This is a genomic window from Rathayibacter sp. AY1H3, assembly GCF_002932015.1.
In genome coordinates, this window is record NZ_PSUU01000044.1 from 11,351 (window position 1) to 28,126 (window position 16,776).

Below are 16,776 nucleotides of genomic sequence, written 5' to 3' on the forward strand. Positions count from 1 at the left end.
GCAGTGAGGACGACGCCATGCCCGCCGAGCCCGAGGACGCGTCGCCGACGACCCGCCGCGACGCGAGGGGACGCCGGCGGGACCGTCTCGACATCACGGGGGAGTGGCGCCGCGTCTCGCCCCGGTACGTCGCGGTCGAGATCGTGTCGGCCGTCGTGTCGAGCGTGCTGCTGCTCGCCGTGCCCGTGGTGCTGATGCTGATCGGCCTGCCGTGGGGCTGGATCCCGCTGGCCGCCGCGGCCGCCCTCGCGGTGACCCTCCTGATCGTGGCCCCGCGCCGTGCGCGCGCCTACGGCTACCTCCTGCGCCAGGACGACCTCCTCTTCCGCCGCGGCATCATGTTCCAGCGCTTCGTGTCGGTGCCGTACGGGCGGATGCAGCTCATCGACGTCAACCGCGGGCCGCTCGCCCGGGCGCTCGGCCTCGCCGACCTCCGCTTCGTCACCGCCGCCGCGGCGACCGGCGTCAGCATCCCGGGCCTGGCCGAGCAGGACGCGGAGGAGCTCCGCGACCGCCTGGTCGAGCTCGCCGAGTCGCGCCGGGCCGGCCTGTGACCGAGCTCCGCGCCGTCGAGACGGACCTGGCCGACGGGGAGTGGCACCGCCTCCATCCCGCGACCCCGGTCCTCAAGGGCGGGATCGGCCTGCTGGTCGTCCTCGGCATCGTGATCACGAACCTCCGCGAGCGCCTGGTCGAGCTTTTCCTGCCCGGGCCGGAGGGCTTCGAGAGCGGCGATCCGGTCGACGAGCTGCTGCGCCGCGGCCTCGTCGGCTGGGCGCTGCTGGCGGTCGCGGTGGGCCTGGCGGTCGCCGTCTTCGCGTTCTGGCTGTCCTGGCGGATGCACACCTTCCGCATCACGGACGAGCTCGTCGAGGTGCGCTCCGGCGTGCTCTTCCGGACCAACCGGCGGGCGCGGCTGGACCGCATCCAGGGCATCGCGGTGCAGCGTCCGCTGTTCGCGCGGCTGTTCGGAGCCGCGAAGCTCGAGGTGAGCGTGGCCGGGCAGGACGCGAACGTCCAGCTGTCGTACCTCGGGTCGCGCTTGGTTGACGCCCTGCGCCGCGACATCCTGCGGCTCGCGTCCGGGGTGCGCGAGCGGGAGGCGACGGTCGACGGTGCGGCTCCGGCGGGCGGGTTCCTGGCGCGCCGGCTGGAGGAGTTCGGCGAGCCTCAGGACGAGACGCCGCCCGAGTCGGTCGTCTCGATCCCGCCGGGCCGGCTCCTCGGCTCGCTCGTCTTCAGCGGCTTCACGCTGTTCCTGGCAGCCTCGGTCGTCGCCGTGGTGTTCGTCGCCGTCTACGGCTCGCCCTACGTGCTCTTCGCGATCCTGCCGGGCCTGATCGGCTCGGGCAGCTACTACGTCCGCCAGTTCGTGCGCTCGCTCCGGTACTCGATCGCCGCGACGCCCGACGGCGTGCGGGTCGGCTACGGCGTGCTCTCGACCAGCAGCGACACGATCCCGCCCGGCCGGATCCACGCCGTCGAGATCACGCAGCCGCTGCTCTGGCGCCCCTTCGGCTGGTGGCAGGTGCGGATCGACCGCGCCGGCCACGCGGCCTCCCGCGGGGCGAACGGCGAGCCGAACACCACGATCCTGCCCGTCGGCGACCTCGCCGCCGTCGAGCGCGTCCTCGCCCTCCTGCTGCCCGGACCGGCCGAGGGAGCGGAGTCGACGCCCGTCGGAGACGCGCTCCGGCACCGCGACGCGGCCGGCTTCACCCGGGCGCCGCGCTCGGCGGTGTGGCTCCGCCCCTTCTCGTTCCGGAGGACCGGGTACCGGCTGACGGACGAGGTCGCGATCCTGCGCAGCGGAGCGGTCTGGCGGCGGGTCGCCGTGGTGCCCCTGGCGCGGATGCAGAGCGTCGGGGTCCAGCAGGGACCGCTCCAGCGCCTGCTCGGGCTGGCCTCGGCGCGCGTGCACACGGTGGCCGGCCCCGTCACTCCGCTCGTGCCGGTGATGAGCGCGGCCGACGGGCTCGCCTTCTTCGAGAGCCTCGCGACGGCCGGAGTGCGGGCCGCCGACCGCGACGCGAGCCACCAGTGGGGGCGGCGCGCGGCCGCACCCGCCCTGCCCGTCTGGCCCGCTCCGGAGGGGGAACCGCATGCCTGAGAACCGCCGCGACGGACGCCTGGGCGTCGGCGTGATCGGTGCCGGACGCGTGGGCCCGGTGCTCGGTGCCGCGCTCGCCGGGGCCGGCCACGCCGTGATCGGTATCGCCACCACCAGCGAGAGCGGCCGCGAGCGCGCCGACGCGCTGCTCCCCGGAGTCCCCGTGCTCGCGATCCCCGAGCTCGTCGAGCGCAGCGAGCTGGTGATCGTCGCCGTCCCCGGGAGCGAGATCGCCGCCCTGGTCGCGGGGCTCGCCGCGACCGGAGCGTGGCAGCCCGGCCAGCTGGTGCTGCACACGGCGCCTGAGCACGGCTACGGGGTGCTCGCGCCGGCGCTCGCCTCCGGGGTCATCCCCCTGGCAGTCCACCCGGCGATGGCCTTCAGCGGCACCAGCCTCGACCTGGCGCGCCTCGCCGAGACCTACTTCGCCGTGTCGGCGCCGGGCCCGGTGCTGCCGATCGCGCAGGCGCTGGTGGTCGAGATGGGCGGGGAGCCGGTCACCGTGGCGGAGTCGGACCGCGCCGCCTACGCGGAGGCCGTCTCGACCGCCACGACCTTCTCGACCGCGATCGTCGACCAGGCGGCGGGACTGCTGGCGGGCATCGGCGTCGAGAAGCCGGGCTTCTTCCTCTCCAGCCTCGTCCGCTCCTCCGTCGACGACGCCCTGCGCCGCGCGGCGGGCTGACGGGCGGCGCCGCTCGAGACGCCGCTCCCCGGGCCGGACGCCGCTCGGGAGGCGGCGCCTCGCGGAGGAGCGCGGCGTCCCGGTGTCGAGGGCCCCGGTGGCCGCGGGCCCGCCGGTAGCATCGTCGGGTGATCAGCACCGTCCACCGCATCGGCGACCTCCGCGAGCGGCTGCAGGAGGCGCGGCGGGCCGGTCGGCGCATCGCGCTCGTGCCGACGATGGGCGCCCTGCACGCCGGGCACCTCGCCCTCGTCGAGCGGGCGCGCGAGCTGGCCGACGTCGTCGTCGTGTCGGTGTTCGTGAATCCGCTGCAGTTCGGCCCGGCCGAGGATCTGGACCGCTACCCGCGCGACCTCGAGGGCGACACCGCCCTGCTCGACGCGGCCGGGGCCGACCTCCTCTTCGCCCCGGGAGTCGCCGAGATGTACCCCGACGGGCCGTCCTCGACGCGGGTCGTCGCGGGCGAGGTCGGCGGTCTCTACGAGGGGCGTGCGCGGCCGGGCCACTTCGACGGGATGCTCACCGTCGTCGCCAAGCTCCTGAGCATCGCCCAGCCGGACGTCGCGGTCTTCGGGCAGAAGGACGCGCAGCAGCTGTTCCTCGTGCGCCGCATGGTCCGCGACCTCGACCTGCCCGTGGAGATCGAGGGCGTCGGCATCGTGCGGGAGGAGGACGGGCTCGCCCGCTCCAGCCGCAACCGCTACCTCGACGAGGAGCAGCGCCGCGCGGGCCTCGTGCTGCCGCGCCTCCTCGCGGCCGCCGCGGAAGCCGCGGACCGCGGTGCCGCCGCGGCGATCGAGGCCGCCGAGGCCGTCGCGCACGCCGAGCCGCTCGTTAAGCTGGACTACCTCGTCGTCGTGGATCCCGCGACGCTCCTCCCGGTCGACGCCGACCACCGCGGCCCGGCACTCGTGCTCGTCGCCGCGATCGTCGGCACCACCCGCCTCCTCGACAACGCCCCGATCCTGCTCGCCTGATCGCGGCCGTCCGCCCCGAACCGAAAGCACCGCGACCCCTCATGGCCGACACCCCCGACGTCCCCGAGACCACGACCCCCGCCGCCGAGCAGGCCGCCGCCGAGCAGGCCGCCGCCGAGCGGGCCGCGCAGCAGGAGGCCTCCGAGCAGAAGGCCGTCCGCCTCGCCAAGCGCGAGCGCCTGCTCGAGCTCGCGGGCGACGACCTCGGCGCCGGCGCCTACCCCGTCGCGGTCGGAGTCACCGACACCATCGCGGCCGTCCGGGCGCGCCACGAGGGCATCGAGCCGGACGTGAAGACCGGCGAGCGCGTCGGCCTCGCGGGCCGCGTGGTGTTCCAGCGCAACACGGGCAAGCTCTGCTTCGCGACGCTGCAGGCCGGCGACGGCGAGCGGATCCAGGCCATGGTCTCGCTCGGCGACGTGGGCGAGGAGTCGCTGGCGGCGTGGAAGGAGCTCGTCGACCTGGGCGACCACCTCTTCGTCGAGGGCGAGGTCGTCTCGAGCAAGCGCGGCGAGCTGAGCGTGTGGGTGTCGGAGTGGACGATCGCCGCGAAGGCGATCCTGCCGCTGCCGAACCTGCACAACGAGCTCGGCGACGAGACCCGGATGCGCCAGCGCTACCTCGACCTGATCGTGCGCCCCCAGGCCCGCGAGACGGTCGTCACCCGCGCCCGGGTGAACGCCTCCCTCCGCGACACCTTCGCCTCGCACGAGTTCCTCGAGGTCGAGACCCCGATGCTGCAGGTGATGCACGGCGGCGCCTCCGCCCGCCCCTTCGCCACGCACTCGAACGCGTTCGACACCGAGCTGTACCTGCGCATCGCGCCCGAGCTCTACCTCAAGCGGGCGGTCGTCGGCGGCATCGACCGGGTCTTCGAGATCAACCGCAACTTCCGCAACGAGGGCGCCGACTCCACGCACTCGCCCGAGTTCGCGATGCTCGAGGCCTACCAGGCGTACGGCGACTACAACTCGATCGCCGACCTCACCCAGGAGCTGATCCAGAACGCGGCGCAGGCCGTCGCGGGCTCGCACGTGGTCACCTGGGCCGACGGCACCGAGTTCGACCTCGGCGGCCGGTGGGACCGCGTCTCGATGTACGAGAGCCTGTCGCTCGCGGCCGGCATCGCGATCACGCCGGAGACGGAGCTCGCCGAGCTCGAGACCCTCGCCGCGCGCGAGGGCGTCGAGGTGCACGTCCCCACGCACGGCAAGTACGTCGAGGAGCTGTGGGAGCACTTCGTGAAGGGCGGCCTGACGCGTCCGACCTTCGTGATGGACTTCCCCGTCGACACCTCGCCGCTCGTGCGCGCGCACCGCAGCATCCCGGGCGTCGTCGAGAAGTGGGACCTCTACGTCCGCGGCTTCGAGCTGGCCACCGGCTACTCCGAGCTGATCGACCCGGTCGTGCAGCGCGAGCGCTTCGTCGAGCAGGCCCGCCAGGCCGCCGCGGGCGACGACGAGGCGATGCGCCTGGACGAGGACTTCCTCCGCGCCCTCGAGCACGGCATGCCCCCCACCGGCGGCATGGGCATGGGCATCGACCGCCTCCTGATGGCGATCACCGGCCTCGGGATCCGCGAGACGATCCTGTTCCCGCTCGTCAAGTAGGGTCGCAGGAGCCGAGGGGGAGACATGGTCAGGGCATCGAGCATCGTCGCGGCCGTCGCGGCGGGCGTCCTCACGATCGCGCAGTTCGGAGTGGGGACCGCGGTCGCCGCGAGCGTCCTCACCTCCTCCGGCGACGTCGGCACCGCGCTGGCCGACCGGCGAGCGGCCGAGGCGTTCACGCCCGACCCCACGATCGCCGGCTTCGCGGAGCGGACCGCCATGTCCGACCGCGGCCGCGCCCTCTACTACGCGTCGAGCCCGTCGGTCGAGCCGACCGCCGGCTTCAACGACCTCTGCGGCTACGGCGCCTCCGACGACATCGTCCTCGGCTGCTACACCGGCACCAGCATCTACATCTCGGACGTCGCCAATCCCGACCTCGACGGGATCCGCGACGTGACGGCGGCCCACGAGATGCTGCACGCCGCGTGGGTGCGGCTCGACGCGGAGGAGCAGGCCGAGCTGGGCGACGAGCTCGAGGCCGCGTACGAGACCCTCCCGCAGGACGGCACGATCGCCGAGCGCCTCGAGCTGTACCGCACCGGCGGCCTCGGCGAGCGCGTCAACGAGCTGCACTCGATCCTGGGGACCGAGGTGGCCGACCTGCCACCGGCGCTCGAGGCGCACTACGCCGAGTTCTTCGACGACCGCTCCGTCGTCGTGGGCCTGAACGCCCGCGACGAGGCGGTCTTCACCGATCTCGAGAACCGCATCGAGGACCTGGTCTCCCGGATCGAGACGATGTACGCCGACCTCACGGCGCGGATCGACGCGAACAACGCCGAGTACGACGCGCTCAACGTCGAGATCGACGACTTCAACTCGCGCGCCGACAGCGGCGACTTCGGATCGACGGCCGAGTTCGAGACGGAGCGCGCCGATCTGCTCGCCCGCAGCCAGGCCGTCGACGCCACCCGCGCCGCCATCGACGCGGACGTCGCCGTGTACGACGGCCTGCGCTCGGAGCTGGAGGGCCTCAACTCCGACGCCGCGGCGCTGAACAAGTCGGTCGAGAGCCAGTAGCGCCCAGCGCCCGCGAAGGCCGCTGGGCGCACGGGCCTCCGGGCTCACGGCTCCCGCGCCGGTGCCGCGGGTAGGATCGCCGCATGGACTGGGAGCTGTGGAACCAGGGGCTGTGGGCCCTCGTGCCGACGATCACGGTCGGAGCCATCTTCTGGTTCGTGATGCGCGCCCTCATCCGCTCGGACCGCAACGAGCGCCGAGCGTACGACCGCATCGAGGCCCGCGAGCGCGAGCGCCGCGGCCTGCCTCCCCGCGACGCCTCCTGACCACCGCCGCCGCCGCGCGGGTGCCTCCCGCGCCCGCTGAGCGGCTCCGCACGACGAACGAGGAGGCGCGGTGCCCGCACCCGACTGGGCGGTGATCCTCCCGATCGCGGCCGTCGTCGTCGAGCTCGTGGTCCGCGTGATCGCCGTCATCGTCGTGCCGCGGAACCGCCGTCCGACCACCGGCCTCGCCTGGCTGATGGCGATCTTCCTGATCCCGTACGTCGGCATCCTGCTGTTCCTCTTCATCGGGAGCTACCGGCTGCCGCGCAAGCGCCGCCGGAAGCAGCAGGAGATCAACCGGTTCATCCTGGAGTCGACCGACGGCATCGACCGCGTCGCCCGGGAGCACCCGTGGCCGCAGTGGCTGGAGTCGGTGGTCACCCTCAACCGCAACCTCGGGGCGATGCCGCTGGTCGGCGGGAACGACGCGCGCCTCCAGGGCGACTACGAGCAGACCATCCGCGCGATGGCCGCCGAGATCGACCGCGCCCGCCGGTACGTGCACTGCGAGTTCTACATCCTCGCCGCCGACTCGACCACCGCGCCCTTCTTCGACGCGCTCGACCGCGCGGTGGCGCGAGGGGTGCGGGTGCGGATCCTCCTCGACCACATCGCGTCGATCCGCGTGCCCGGCTACTACAGCGGCACCCATCGCCGGCTGCGCGCCCTCGAGCGGGCGGGCGCCTCGTGGTCGTACATGCTCCCCGTGCGGCCGTGGCGCGGGCAGTACCAGCGGCCGGACCTGCGCAACCACCGCAAGCTGCTGATCGTCGACGGCAACGCGGCCTTCATGGGCTCGCAGAACGTCGTCGACTCCAGCTACAACAAGCGCGGCAACATCCGTCGCGGCCTGCACTGGCACGACCTGATGGTGCGCCTCGAGGGGCCGGTGGTGCAGGGCATCAACGCCATCTTCATCACCGACTGGTACAGCGAGACCGACGAGCTGCTCCTGCGGGAGTCGGAGCCGATGGAGGCGCTGCAGCAGCGCGACACGATCGACTGCCAGGTGGTGCCGAGCGGCCCGGGGTTCGAGGGCGAGAACAACCTGCGCCTGTTCCTGACGCTGCTCTACTCGGCGCAGAAGTCGATCATCATCACCAGCCCGTACTTCGTGCCCGACGAGGCGATGCTCTACGCGATCACGACGGCGACCCGGCGGGGCGTGCACGTGGAGCTCTTCGTCTCCGAGATCGGCGACCAGGCCGTGGTCTACCACGCCCAGCGCTCGTACTACGAGACGCTGCTGACCGCGGGCGTGCGCATCTGGATGTACCGCAAGCCGACCATCCTGCACGCGAAGCACTTCACGATCGACGACGACGTCGCCGTGATCGGCTCGAGCAACATGGACATGCGCTCCTTCACGCTCAACCTCGAGGTCTCGCTCATGGTGCGCGGCTCGGAGTTCGTCGAGGACCTGCGCCAGGTGCAGCAGGACTACCGCGAGCACTCCCGCGAGCTGACCCTCCGCGAGTGGCGGCAGCAGCCGCTCCGCTCGACCCTGCTCGACAACCTGGCGCGGCTCACCTCGGCGCTGCAGTAGCGCGGCTCCCGTCCGCCCGCAGGCGGAGGATGCGCGGCCCCGACTCGTCGCGCAAGTCCCTGTGCGGGCCGCCGCGCCCCGCGTAGCGTCGGAGCGTCCTCAGCACCATCCGGTTCCGCCTGCCCGGCGCCGGGTTCGAGAAGGGAACGGACATGACGGCATCCCGTACGACGCGCATCCTCATCCTCGGCGGCGGCTACGTCGGCCTGTACACCGCCTGGGGCCTCGAGAAGAGACGGGGGGAGGCGCCGATCGACGTCACCGTCGTCGAGCCGAACCCCTACATGACCTACCAGCCGCTGCTGCCCGAGGTCGCCGGCGGGCACGTCCAGCCGCGCCACGTCACGGTGCCGCTGGTCTCCGCGCTCAAGCGCACCCGCGTGATCCGCGGCGCGATCACCGGCGTGAGCCTCGCCGAGCGCAGCGCCACCGTCGCCGCGATGGACGGCTCCACCCGCACGATCGAGTTCGACCAGGTCGTCTTCGCGCTCGGAGCCGTCACCCGCACGTTCCCCACGCCGGGCCTCGCCGAGCACGGCATCGGCTTCAAGACGGTGGAGGAGGCGGCGCACCTGCGCGACCGCGTCATCGAGAACATCGCGGAGGCGGCGCTCACCACCGATCCCGCCGAGCGCCGGCGCCTGCTCACCTTCGTCTTCGTCGGCGGCGGCTACACCGGCGTCGAGGCGCTGAGCGAGCTGCTCGACCTCAGCCGCAAGACGCTCGCCGCGCAGCCCTCCCTCTCGATGGGCGACGTCACCTGGCACCTCGTCGAGGCGCTGGACCGGGTCGCCCCCGAGGTCGGTCCCGAGCTCTCGAAGTGGACGCTCGACCACCTCCGCTCGCGCGGCGTGCACGTGCACCTGAAGACGACGATGCCCTCCTGCGAGGACGGCGTCGTGGAGCTCTCCTCCGGCGAGCGCATCCCGACGGCCACGATCGTGTGGACCGCCGGCGTGAAGCCGAACCCCATCCTCGACGCGACCGACGCGCCCCGCGGTCCGAAGGGCCACGTCATGGCGGATGCGCGCCTGCGCGTCATCCGCGAGGACGGCGAGCCGGTGGGCGGCGCCTGGGCGGCCGGCGACGGCGCGCAGGTGCCGGACCTCACCAGTGAGAAGCAGCCCGCGTACTACCCGCCGAACGCGCAGAACGCCGTTCGGCAGGCCAAGCTCCTGGCGCGCAACATCATCGCCGACCTCACCGGAGGCACCGTGGAGGAGTACCGCCACGCCTCCGTCGGGACCGTCGCCGAGTACGGCATCGGCAAGGGCGCCGGCCTGATCAAGGGCGTGAAGCTGCGCGGCCTCCCCGCCTGGCTCGCCCACCGCGCCTACCACGGAGCGGCGATGCCGACCCTGGACCGCAAGTGGCGGATCATCACGGGCTGGCTCGTCGACGCCGTCACTCCGCGCGACCTCTCGCCGATGAGCACGCTGCAGGATCCTCGCCGCGCCTTCCGCGAGACGGCCGAGGCCACCGACCGCGAGGCCGCGGCGAAGGCCGCCGCGAAGAAGGAGTCGGACGCGTCCTGACGCGCCGGTGGGAGCGCGGGAGTCGCGGTGGTCGAGCGGGATCATCGCGACTCCCGCGCTCCCGAGTCGTGGGCCCCGCCTCGGAGCGCCTCGGCCTGACGGTCTCGCCTCAGGCCCGGCGGCGCGGCTTGAGGCGCACGGTCGGCAGCACGGGCGCGGGGAGCGCGCGTCCGCCGTACCCGTCGACGGTGCCGAACGGTCCTGCGGGATCCGCCCCGGCGATCACGTCGGACTGCCAGCGCTCGCGGGCGGCCGCCACGTCGTCATGGCTGCGGCCGACGAAGTTCCACCACATCACCAGCTCCTCGGCGAACGGCTGGCCGCCGAGCAGCACCACGCGGGCGCCCGCGTCCCCGGCGGTCAGCACCAGGTGCGAGCGGCCGGGCGCCAGGTAGGCGAGGTCCGAGCGCGGGACGTCCGCTCCCTCGACCGCCACGGGGCCGGCGTCGACCAGCACGCCGTACTCCCAGGACTCCTCGACCGGCAGCTCGACCCGGGCACCCGGCTCGAGGTCGATCTGCGCGGCGACCAGCGGAGTGAAGGTGCTCGCGGGCACCGACGCGCCCAGCATCCCTCCGACGAAGACGCGGACCAGCGCGCCGGGCAGCTCCACGGGAACGCCGCGGTGGTGCTCGAAGAACGGATCGACGAGCCGTGCCTCCTCGGGCAGCGCGACCCAGAGCTGCACCCCGTGCAGGACGGGCGCGCCCCCGGTCGAGACCTCCGAGTGCGAGATGCCGCGTCCGGCCGTCATCAGGTTGAGCTCGCCCGGGCGCACCACGGCGAGGCTGCCGACGCTGTCGCGGTGCTCGATCTCGCCCTCGAAGAGCCAGCTCACGGTCTGCAGGCCGGTGTGCGGGTGCGGCGGGACGTCCATCCCGGCCTCCTCGCCGAGCCGCACCGGGCCGTAGTGGTCGGCGAAGCACCATGCGCCGATCGTCGAGCGCGAGCGCTGGGGGAGGGTGCGGCGCACCTCGATCGCGCGCGGACCGCCGAGCGGGACGAGCCGCGCCGCCAGGATCTCGACTGCGCCGGACTCGCGAGGGTCCGGCTCCGCGGCGACGGGGAGCTCGTCGGGATGCTCCTCCAAGTTGCTCATGCGGGAAGTGTATGCCTTCGCATGGACCGGTGGACGGGACCGCCGCCCGCACCCCTCCGGATCGCGTGCACGCCCAGGGCGAACAGGCCTGCTCACCGGGGGGAGCGCTGGTTACAGTCGACGTATCGGAGCCCACCCCTGCGGGTTCTGTAGGGAGTGACAGCATGTTCGAGAGATTCACCGATCGCGCGCGGCGCGTCGTCGTCCTGGCCCAGGAAGAGGCCAAGATGCTCAATCACAACTACATCGGCACGGAGCACATCCTGCTCGGCCTGATCCACGAGGGCGAGGGAGTGGCCGCCAAGGCGCTCGAGTCCCTCGGGATCTCGCTCGACGCTGTGCGCGAGCAGGTGCAGGACATCATCGGCCAGGGGCAGCAGCAGCCGACCGGCCACATCCCCTTCACGCCTCGGGCGAAGAAGGTCCTCGAGCTGTCCCTGCGCGAAGCGCTGCAGCTCGGCCACAACTACATCGGGACCGAGCACATCCTGCTCGGCCTCATCCGCGAGGGCGAGGGCGTCGCCGCTCAGGTGCTGGTCAAGCTCGGTGCCGACCTGAACCGCGTGCGCCAGCAGGTCATCCAGCTGCTCTCCGGCTACCAGGGCAAGGAGCAGGTCGCCGTGGGCGGTGAGCAGCAGCAGCCTCAGGGGGGATCGCAGATCCTCGACCAGTTCGGACGCAACCTCACCCAGGCGGCGCGCGACAACAAGCTCGACCCGGTCATCGGGCGCGAGAAGGAGATCGAGCGGGTCATGCAGATCCTCTCCCGCCGCTCCAAGAACAACCCCGTCCTGATCGGCGAGCCCGGCGTCGGCAAGACCGCCGTCGTCGAGGGCCTCGCCCAGGCGATCGTGCGCGGCGACGTGCCCGAGACGCTGAAGGACAAGCAGCTCTACACGCTCGACCTCGGCTCGCTCATCGCCGGATCCCGCTACCGCGGTGACTTCGAGGAGCGCCTCAAGAAGGTCACGAAGGAGATCCGCACCCGCGGCGACATCATCACCTTCATCGACGAGATCCACACCCTCGTCGGCGCGGGGGCCGCTGAGGGCGCGATCGACGCCGCCTCGATCCTCAAGCCGCTGCTCGCCCGCGGCGAGCTGCAGACCATCGGCGCGACCACGCTCGACGAGTACCGCAAGCACTTCGAGAAGGACGCCGCTCTCGAGCGCCGCTTCCAGCCGATCCAGGTCGCGGAGCCGTCGCTGCCCCACACGATCAACATCCTCAAGGGCCTGCGCGACCGCTACGAGGCGCACCACAAGGTGTCCATCACCGACGGCGCGATCGTCTCGGCGGCCAACCTGGCCGACCGCTACATCAGCGACCGCTTCCTCCCCGACAAGGCGATCGACCTTATCGACGAGGCAGGCGCACGCCTGCGCCTCTCGATCCTCTCGGCGCCGCCGGAGCTGCGCGACTTCGACGACCGCATCGCCGTGGTCCGCTCCGCCAAGGAGGCCGCGATCGAGGACCAGGACTTCGAGAAGGCCGCGTCGCTCCGCGACGAGGAGAAGCAGCTGCTCGGTGAGCGCCTGCGCCTCGAGAAGCAGTGGAAGTCGGGCGACGTCAAGGCCACCGGCGTGGTCGACGAGGGCCTGATCGCCGAGGTCCTCGCCCAGGCGACGGGCATCCCGGTCTTCAAGCTCACCGAGGAGGAGTCCTCGCGGCTCGTCTTCATGGAGAAGGCCCTGCACCAGCGCGTCATCGGCCAGGAGGAGGCCATCGCGGCCCTCTCGCGGACGATCCGCCGCACCCGCGCGGGCCTCAAGGACCCCAAGCGCCCCTCGGGCTCGTTCATCTTCGCCGGCCCCACGGGCGTCGGAAAGACCGAGCTGGCCAAGGCGCTCGCCGAGTTCCTCTTCGACGACGAGAACGCGATGATCTCGCTCGACATGTCGGAGTACGGCGAGAAGCACACCGTCTCGCGGCTGTTCGGCGCCCCTCCCGGGTTCGTCGGCTTCGAGGAGGGCGGCCAGCTCACCGAGAAGGTGCGCCGCAAGCCGTTCAGCGTGGTCCTCTTCGACGAGATCGAGAAGGCGCACCCGGACATCTTCAACTCGCTCCTCCAGATCCTGGAGGAGGGTCGACTGACCGACGGCCAGGGCCGTGTCGTCGACTTCAAGAACACCGTCATCATCATGACCACCAACCTCGGTGCTCGTGACATCGCCGGTGGTCCCGTCGGGTTCCAGATCGAGGGCGACAACGCCACCGGCTACGACCGCATGCGCGGCAAGGTCAACGAGGAGCTCAAGAAGCACTTCAAGCCCGAGTTCCTCAACCGCGTGGACGACGTCATCGTCTTCCCGCAGCTGTCGAAGCCCGAGCTGCTCCAGATCGTCGACCTCTTCATCAAGCGCCTGGGCGACCGTCTGCTCGACCGCGACATGACGGTGGAGCTGACGCAGCCGGCCAAGGAGCGCCTGATCGAGGTCGGGTTCGACCCGGCCCTCGGTGCGCGCCCCCTGCGCCGCGCGATCCAGCGCGAGATCGAGGACCAGCTGTCCGAGCGGATCCTGCACGGCGAGCTCGGCGCCGGAGACCACATCCACGTGGACTTCGCCGAGAACAGGTTCGTCTTCACCACGACCCCGCGTCTGATCTCGATCAGCGCCGGCGCGTCCACCGGAGCAGCCACGGCCGGCCCGGCGACGCCCGACCTGATGTCGTAGCAGGCTGCCGAACGACCCCGTGCCCGTCCCCTTTCGCGAGGGGGCGGGCACGTCGTCGTCCGGGGGTGCGCGCCTGCTCGCAGGATCCCGCGCCCGGTGCGCCCTAGGCTTGTCGAATGGCCGATTGGAAGTACCCGGTGCGCCGCGCGCGCACGAGCGATGTCCCCTTCATCCAGGAGCTCAGCGAGCCGCTCGTGAACGAGCGCATCCTCCTGGGCAAGGACCGCGTGGTGCTCTACGGCGCCGTGCAGGAGTTCCGCATCGCCGAGGACGGCCACGGGACGGCGATCGGCTGCGGTGCGCTGCATGTGATGTGGGACGACATCGCGGAGGTGCGCACCCTCGCGGTCGCGCAGGACTGGCTCGGGAGGGGCGTGGGCCACCACATCCTGGAGCGCCTCGAGAACGACGCGCGCGAGCTCGGCCTGAAGCGCCTGTTCTGCCTCACCTTCGAGGTCGACTTCTTCGCCCGCCACGGCTTCGAGCCGATCGGCGAGAAGGTCGTCGACCCCGAGGTCTACGCCGAGCTGCTCCGCTCTCCCGACGAGGGAGTCGCCGAGTTCCTCGACCTCGCCCGGGTGAAGCCGAACACGCTGGGCAACACCCGCATGCTGAAGACGCTCTGACCGCCACCACGTCGTAGCCTGTCCCGGTGACTCCGCCGCCTCGCCGCCTGCCCTCCCGGGTCTACCGGCGACGCCGCGCCGGAGTGCTGCTCGCGCTGGTCGTCATCGTCGCGGGCCTGGCCGTGGTGCTGTCGCTGCTCCCGCGGATGACCGGCTCCGACGCCGCGTCGAGCCCCACGCCGACCGTCGTGCTGCCGACGCTCTACCCGACCACCTCGCCCGGTGCGACGCCCGGCGCCGCACCCGCCTGCTCGGCCGACTCCGTCGCCGTCACCGCGGTCACGGACGCCACGAGCTACGCGCCCGGCGAGGATCCGCAGCTCTCGCTCTCGCTGGCCAACATCTCGAGCACCGACTGCGTGATCGACGCGGGCACGAGCAAGCAGGTCTTCACGATCACGAGCGGCTCCGAGCAGATCTGGACCTCGACCGACTGCCAGACCGGCGCGGCCGATCTGCCGGTGCTCCTCCAGGCGGGCCGCTCGGTGATGGGCAGCGCGCTGACGTGGGACCGCACCCGCTCCTCCGCCGACACCTGCTCCGGCGGACGCGAGGCGGTCGAGGCGGGCGGCGCCGCCTACAACCTGTCGGTGTCGGTCGCCGGCATCCCCTCGGGCTCGCCCACGCAGTTCCTGCTCCAGTAGTCCGCCCGGGGGACGTGCCGGGCGTGCGTCGGCGCGTAGCATCGCAGGCATGTGGGGGCTGCTCGGCACGATCCTGTCCGCCTCGACCGGCCGGGCGGGGGTGGTCGCGCGGCGCGCGGCGGCCGTGGCCCTCGCGGTCCCGCTGCTGGTCGGCGGAGCGGCGGCGCAGGCCGTGGCGGCTCCGCACCCTGTCGCGGCTCCGCAGCCCGTCGCGGGTGTCGTGCGCGCGGACGTGGACGGCTTCCGGTTCTCGGAGTACTCGGCCGACTTCCGCCTCGACCGCGACGAGGAGGGCCGCTCGACGCTGACCACTGTCGAGACCTTCGTCGCCGAGTTCCCGCCGTCGCAGAACCGCGGCATGCAGCGCGCGATCCCGCTCGACTACGAGGGGCACCCGACCGACGTCGACCTGGTGTCCGTCACCGACGGCGACGGGGCGGCGCGGCCGGTCGACACCGAGCGCGAGGACGGCTTCCTCCTGGTCACCAGCGCGGCGGACGAGTTCGTCAGCGGCAGCCAGACCTACGTCTTCACCTACACGCAGCACAACACGACCCTCCCTGGATCCGGCACGCGCAGCGGCGAGGACGAGTTCTACTGGGACGTCAACGGGACGGGCTGGCGCCAGTCCTTCGACCGCTACGACGTGCGCGTCGAGCTCGCCGGGTCGCTGGCCTCCGCCGCGACGGGGACCGTCAGCTGCTACCGGGGACCGGAGGGCTCGACGACGCCCTGTCCGATCGGCCGCGACGGCGCGGTCGTCACGGCATCGGGGGAGTCGCTGGCTCCGGGGGAGAACGTGACCGTGGCGATCGGCTTCGCTCCCGGGACCTTCACGCCGCGCGACGACCGCTACCTCGCCTCCGGCTGGTCCTGGGTGCAGCTGGGCGGCCTCGCCGCGGTCCTGATCGGCCTCGCGCTCGCCGTGCACCGCCGCCGGACCGTGCTCCGCGACGCTCCCGGCCGCCCGACCGTCGTCGCCGAGTACGACCCGCCCGCGGAGGGGCTGTTCCTCTCCGCCGCGCTGCTGCGGAAGACGTCGAAGGCCCCCGCGGCCGGACTCCTGGACGCCGCCGTCCGCGGTCTCGTGCGCATCGAGGAGACGGGGGAGGGGCGGAAGCAGGAGTACGCCGTGCGGGTGCTCGACCCTGCGACGACGCCGACGCGACGCGCGGGACGCCCGCGGCCCCTCGCCTCCGACGACCGCGAGTTCCTCGACATCGCCCTCGGCCGGGTGCCGGGGACGGTGCGTGAGCTCTCCGGCAAGGACAAGGAGTTCGGCAAGGCAGTCGGACAGTTCCAGACCGCGCTGGGCAACCGGGTGACCGAGGCGGGACTGAAGAAGGCCGGGACGATCGGCGGCAGCGTGCTCGTGATCGTTCCGCTGCTGCTGGGTGTCATGGCCGCCTTCCTGGGCGCGATCCTCCTGATGACCCGCTCCTTCGGCGGAGCGCTCCCGCTCGTGCTGATGCTGGTCGCGATCGTCGCGGCCGTCGTGGGGACGATCCTGGTCTCGAGGGTGCCACTGACGGCCGCGGGCGCGGAGTTGCGCGACCATCTGCGCGGGCTAGAGCTGTACATCCGCCTGGCCGAGGCCGACCGGATCGCGATGCTGCAGTCGCCACGCGGGGCGGACCGGCGCACGGTCGGACCGGTCGAGGTGGTCGAGGTGACGGAGCGCCTGCTGCCGTGGGCCGTGCTCTTCGGTCTCGAGAAGGAGTGGTCGGCGGAGCTCGCGTCGGCCTACGAGCGCACCGGCGAGGAGCCGGTCTGGTACTCCGGACCGAACGGCTTCCACGCGGCGGCCTTCGCCGGCAGCGTGTCCTCGTTCTCGTCGTCGACGTCGAGCTACGTCGGATCCTCGTCGAGCTCCTCGAGCGGCGGCGCGGCGTCGCCGGTAGACCCGGGAGGGCAGGCGGCGAGGCGGCGGAGTCACCGGGACAGGCTACGACGTGGTGGCGGTCAGAGCGTCTTCAGCAT

14 protein-coding genes are annotated in these 16,776 nt (G+C 72.5%); 13 read left to right on the plus strand and 1 reads right to left on the minus strand.

Going from position 1 to position 16,776, the window contains the following annotated elements; all coding sequences use genetic code 11:
- Positions 1–17 precede the first annotated feature (17 nt).
- From C5C33_RS14965 to C5C33_RS15005, 9 genes are all read left to right on the plus strand, one after another.
- Positions 18–554, plus strand: a complete 537-nt coding sequence (locus C5C33_RS14965; protein WP_104234302.1) for a PH domain-containing protein — start codon at positions 18–20, stop codon at positions 552–554.
- Positions 551–2,110: a PH domain-containing protein gene (locus C5C33_RS14970; RefSeq protein ID WP_104261509.1), complete on the plus strand. Its 1,560-nt coding sequence runs from the start codon at positions 551–553 to the stop codon at positions 2,108–2,110. Before C5C33_RS14965 ends, C5C33_RS14970 begins: the two co-directional genes overlap by 4 nt.
- The gene (locus C5C33_RS14975) at positions 2,103–2,795 is read left to right on the plus strand and encodes a Rossmann-like and DUF2520 domain-containing protein (protein WP_104224097.1); all 693 of its coding nucleotides are present in this window, start codon (positions 2,103–2,105) and stop codon (positions 2,793–2,795) included. Before C5C33_RS14970 ends, C5C33_RS14975 begins: the two co-directional genes overlap by 8 nt.
- 128 nt (positions 2,796–2,923) lie before the next feature.
- Positions 2,924–3,772, plus strand: a complete 849-nt coding sequence (gene panC, locus C5C33_RS14980; RefSeq protein ID WP_104261510.1) for a pantoate--beta-alanine ligase — start codon at positions 2,924–2,926, stop codon at positions 3,770–3,772.
- Positions 3,773–3,813: 41 nt separating this feature from the next.
- Positions 3,814–5,382, plus strand: a complete 1,569-nt coding sequence (gene lysS, locus C5C33_RS14985; RefSeq protein WP_104261511.1) for a lysine--tRNA ligase — start codon at positions 3,814–3,816, stop codon at positions 5,380–5,382.
- 24 nt (positions 5,383–5,406) lie between these two features.
- Positions 5,407–6,405, plus strand: a complete 999-nt coding sequence (locus tag C5C33_RS18655; RefSeq protein WP_181136263.1) for a hypothetical protein — start codon at positions 5,407–5,409, stop codon at positions 6,403–6,405.
- A gap of 83 nt (positions 6,406–6,488) precedes the next feature.
- Positions 6,489–6,671, plus strand: coding sequence for a hypothetical protein (locus C5C33_RS14995; RefSeq protein ID WP_104224094.1), 183 nt, complete (start codon positions 6,489–6,491; stop codon positions 6,669–6,671).
- 70 nt (positions 6,672–6,741) lie between these two features.
- The gene (cls, locus tag C5C33_RS15000; RefSeq protein WP_104224093.1) at positions 6,742–8,217 is read left to right on the plus strand and encodes a cardiolipin synthase; all 1,476 of its coding nucleotides are present in this window, start codon (positions 6,742–6,744) and stop codon (positions 8,215–8,217) included.
- A gap of 152 nt (positions 8,218–8,369) precedes the next feature.
- Positions 8,370–9,752: an NAD(P)/FAD-dependent oxidoreductase gene (locus C5C33_RS15005; RefSeq protein WP_104261512.1), complete on the plus strand. Its 1,383-nt coding sequence runs from the start codon at positions 8,370–8,372 to the stop codon at positions 9,750–9,752.
- 109 nt (positions 9,753–9,861) lie between these two features.
- Here the strand turns inward: C5C33_RS15005 and C5C33_RS15010 are convergent, their stop codons facing one another.
- Entirely contained in the window at positions 9,862–10,851 is a 990-nt protein-coding gene (locus C5C33_RS15010; RefSeq protein WP_104261513.1) for a pirin family protein, read from the minus strand.
- A 164-nt stretch (positions 10,852–11,015) separates the two neighbouring features.
- On the opposite strand from C5C33_RS15010, the gene C5C33_RS15015 reads away from it, so the two are divergent.
- From C5C33_RS15015 to C5C33_RS15030, 4 genes are all read left to right on the plus strand, one after another.
- The gene (locus C5C33_RS15015; RefSeq protein ID WP_104226003.1) at positions 11,016–13,526 is read left to right on the plus strand and encodes an ATP-dependent Clp protease ATP-binding subunit; all 2,511 of its coding nucleotides are present in this window, start codon (positions 11,016–11,018) and stop codon (positions 13,524–13,526) included.
- Positions 13,527–13,642: 116 nt separating this feature from the next.
- Positions 13,643–14,152: an amino-acid N-acetyltransferase gene (locus C5C33_RS15020; protein ID WP_104224089.1), complete on the plus strand. Its 510-nt coding sequence runs from the start codon at positions 13,643–13,645 to the stop codon at positions 14,150–14,152.
- A 26-nt stretch (positions 14,153–14,178) separates the two neighbouring features.
- Positions 14,179–14,796: a hypothetical protein gene (locus tag C5C33_RS15025; RefSeq protein WP_104224088.1), complete on the plus strand. Its 618-nt coding sequence runs from the start codon at positions 14,179–14,181 to the stop codon at positions 14,794–14,796.
- Positions 14,797–14,845: 49 nt separating this feature from the next.
- Positions 14,846–16,776 (plus strand): DUF2207 domain-containing protein (locus C5C33_RS15030; protein WP_104261514.1); only part of this gene is annotated, 1,931 nt, incomplete at its 3' end.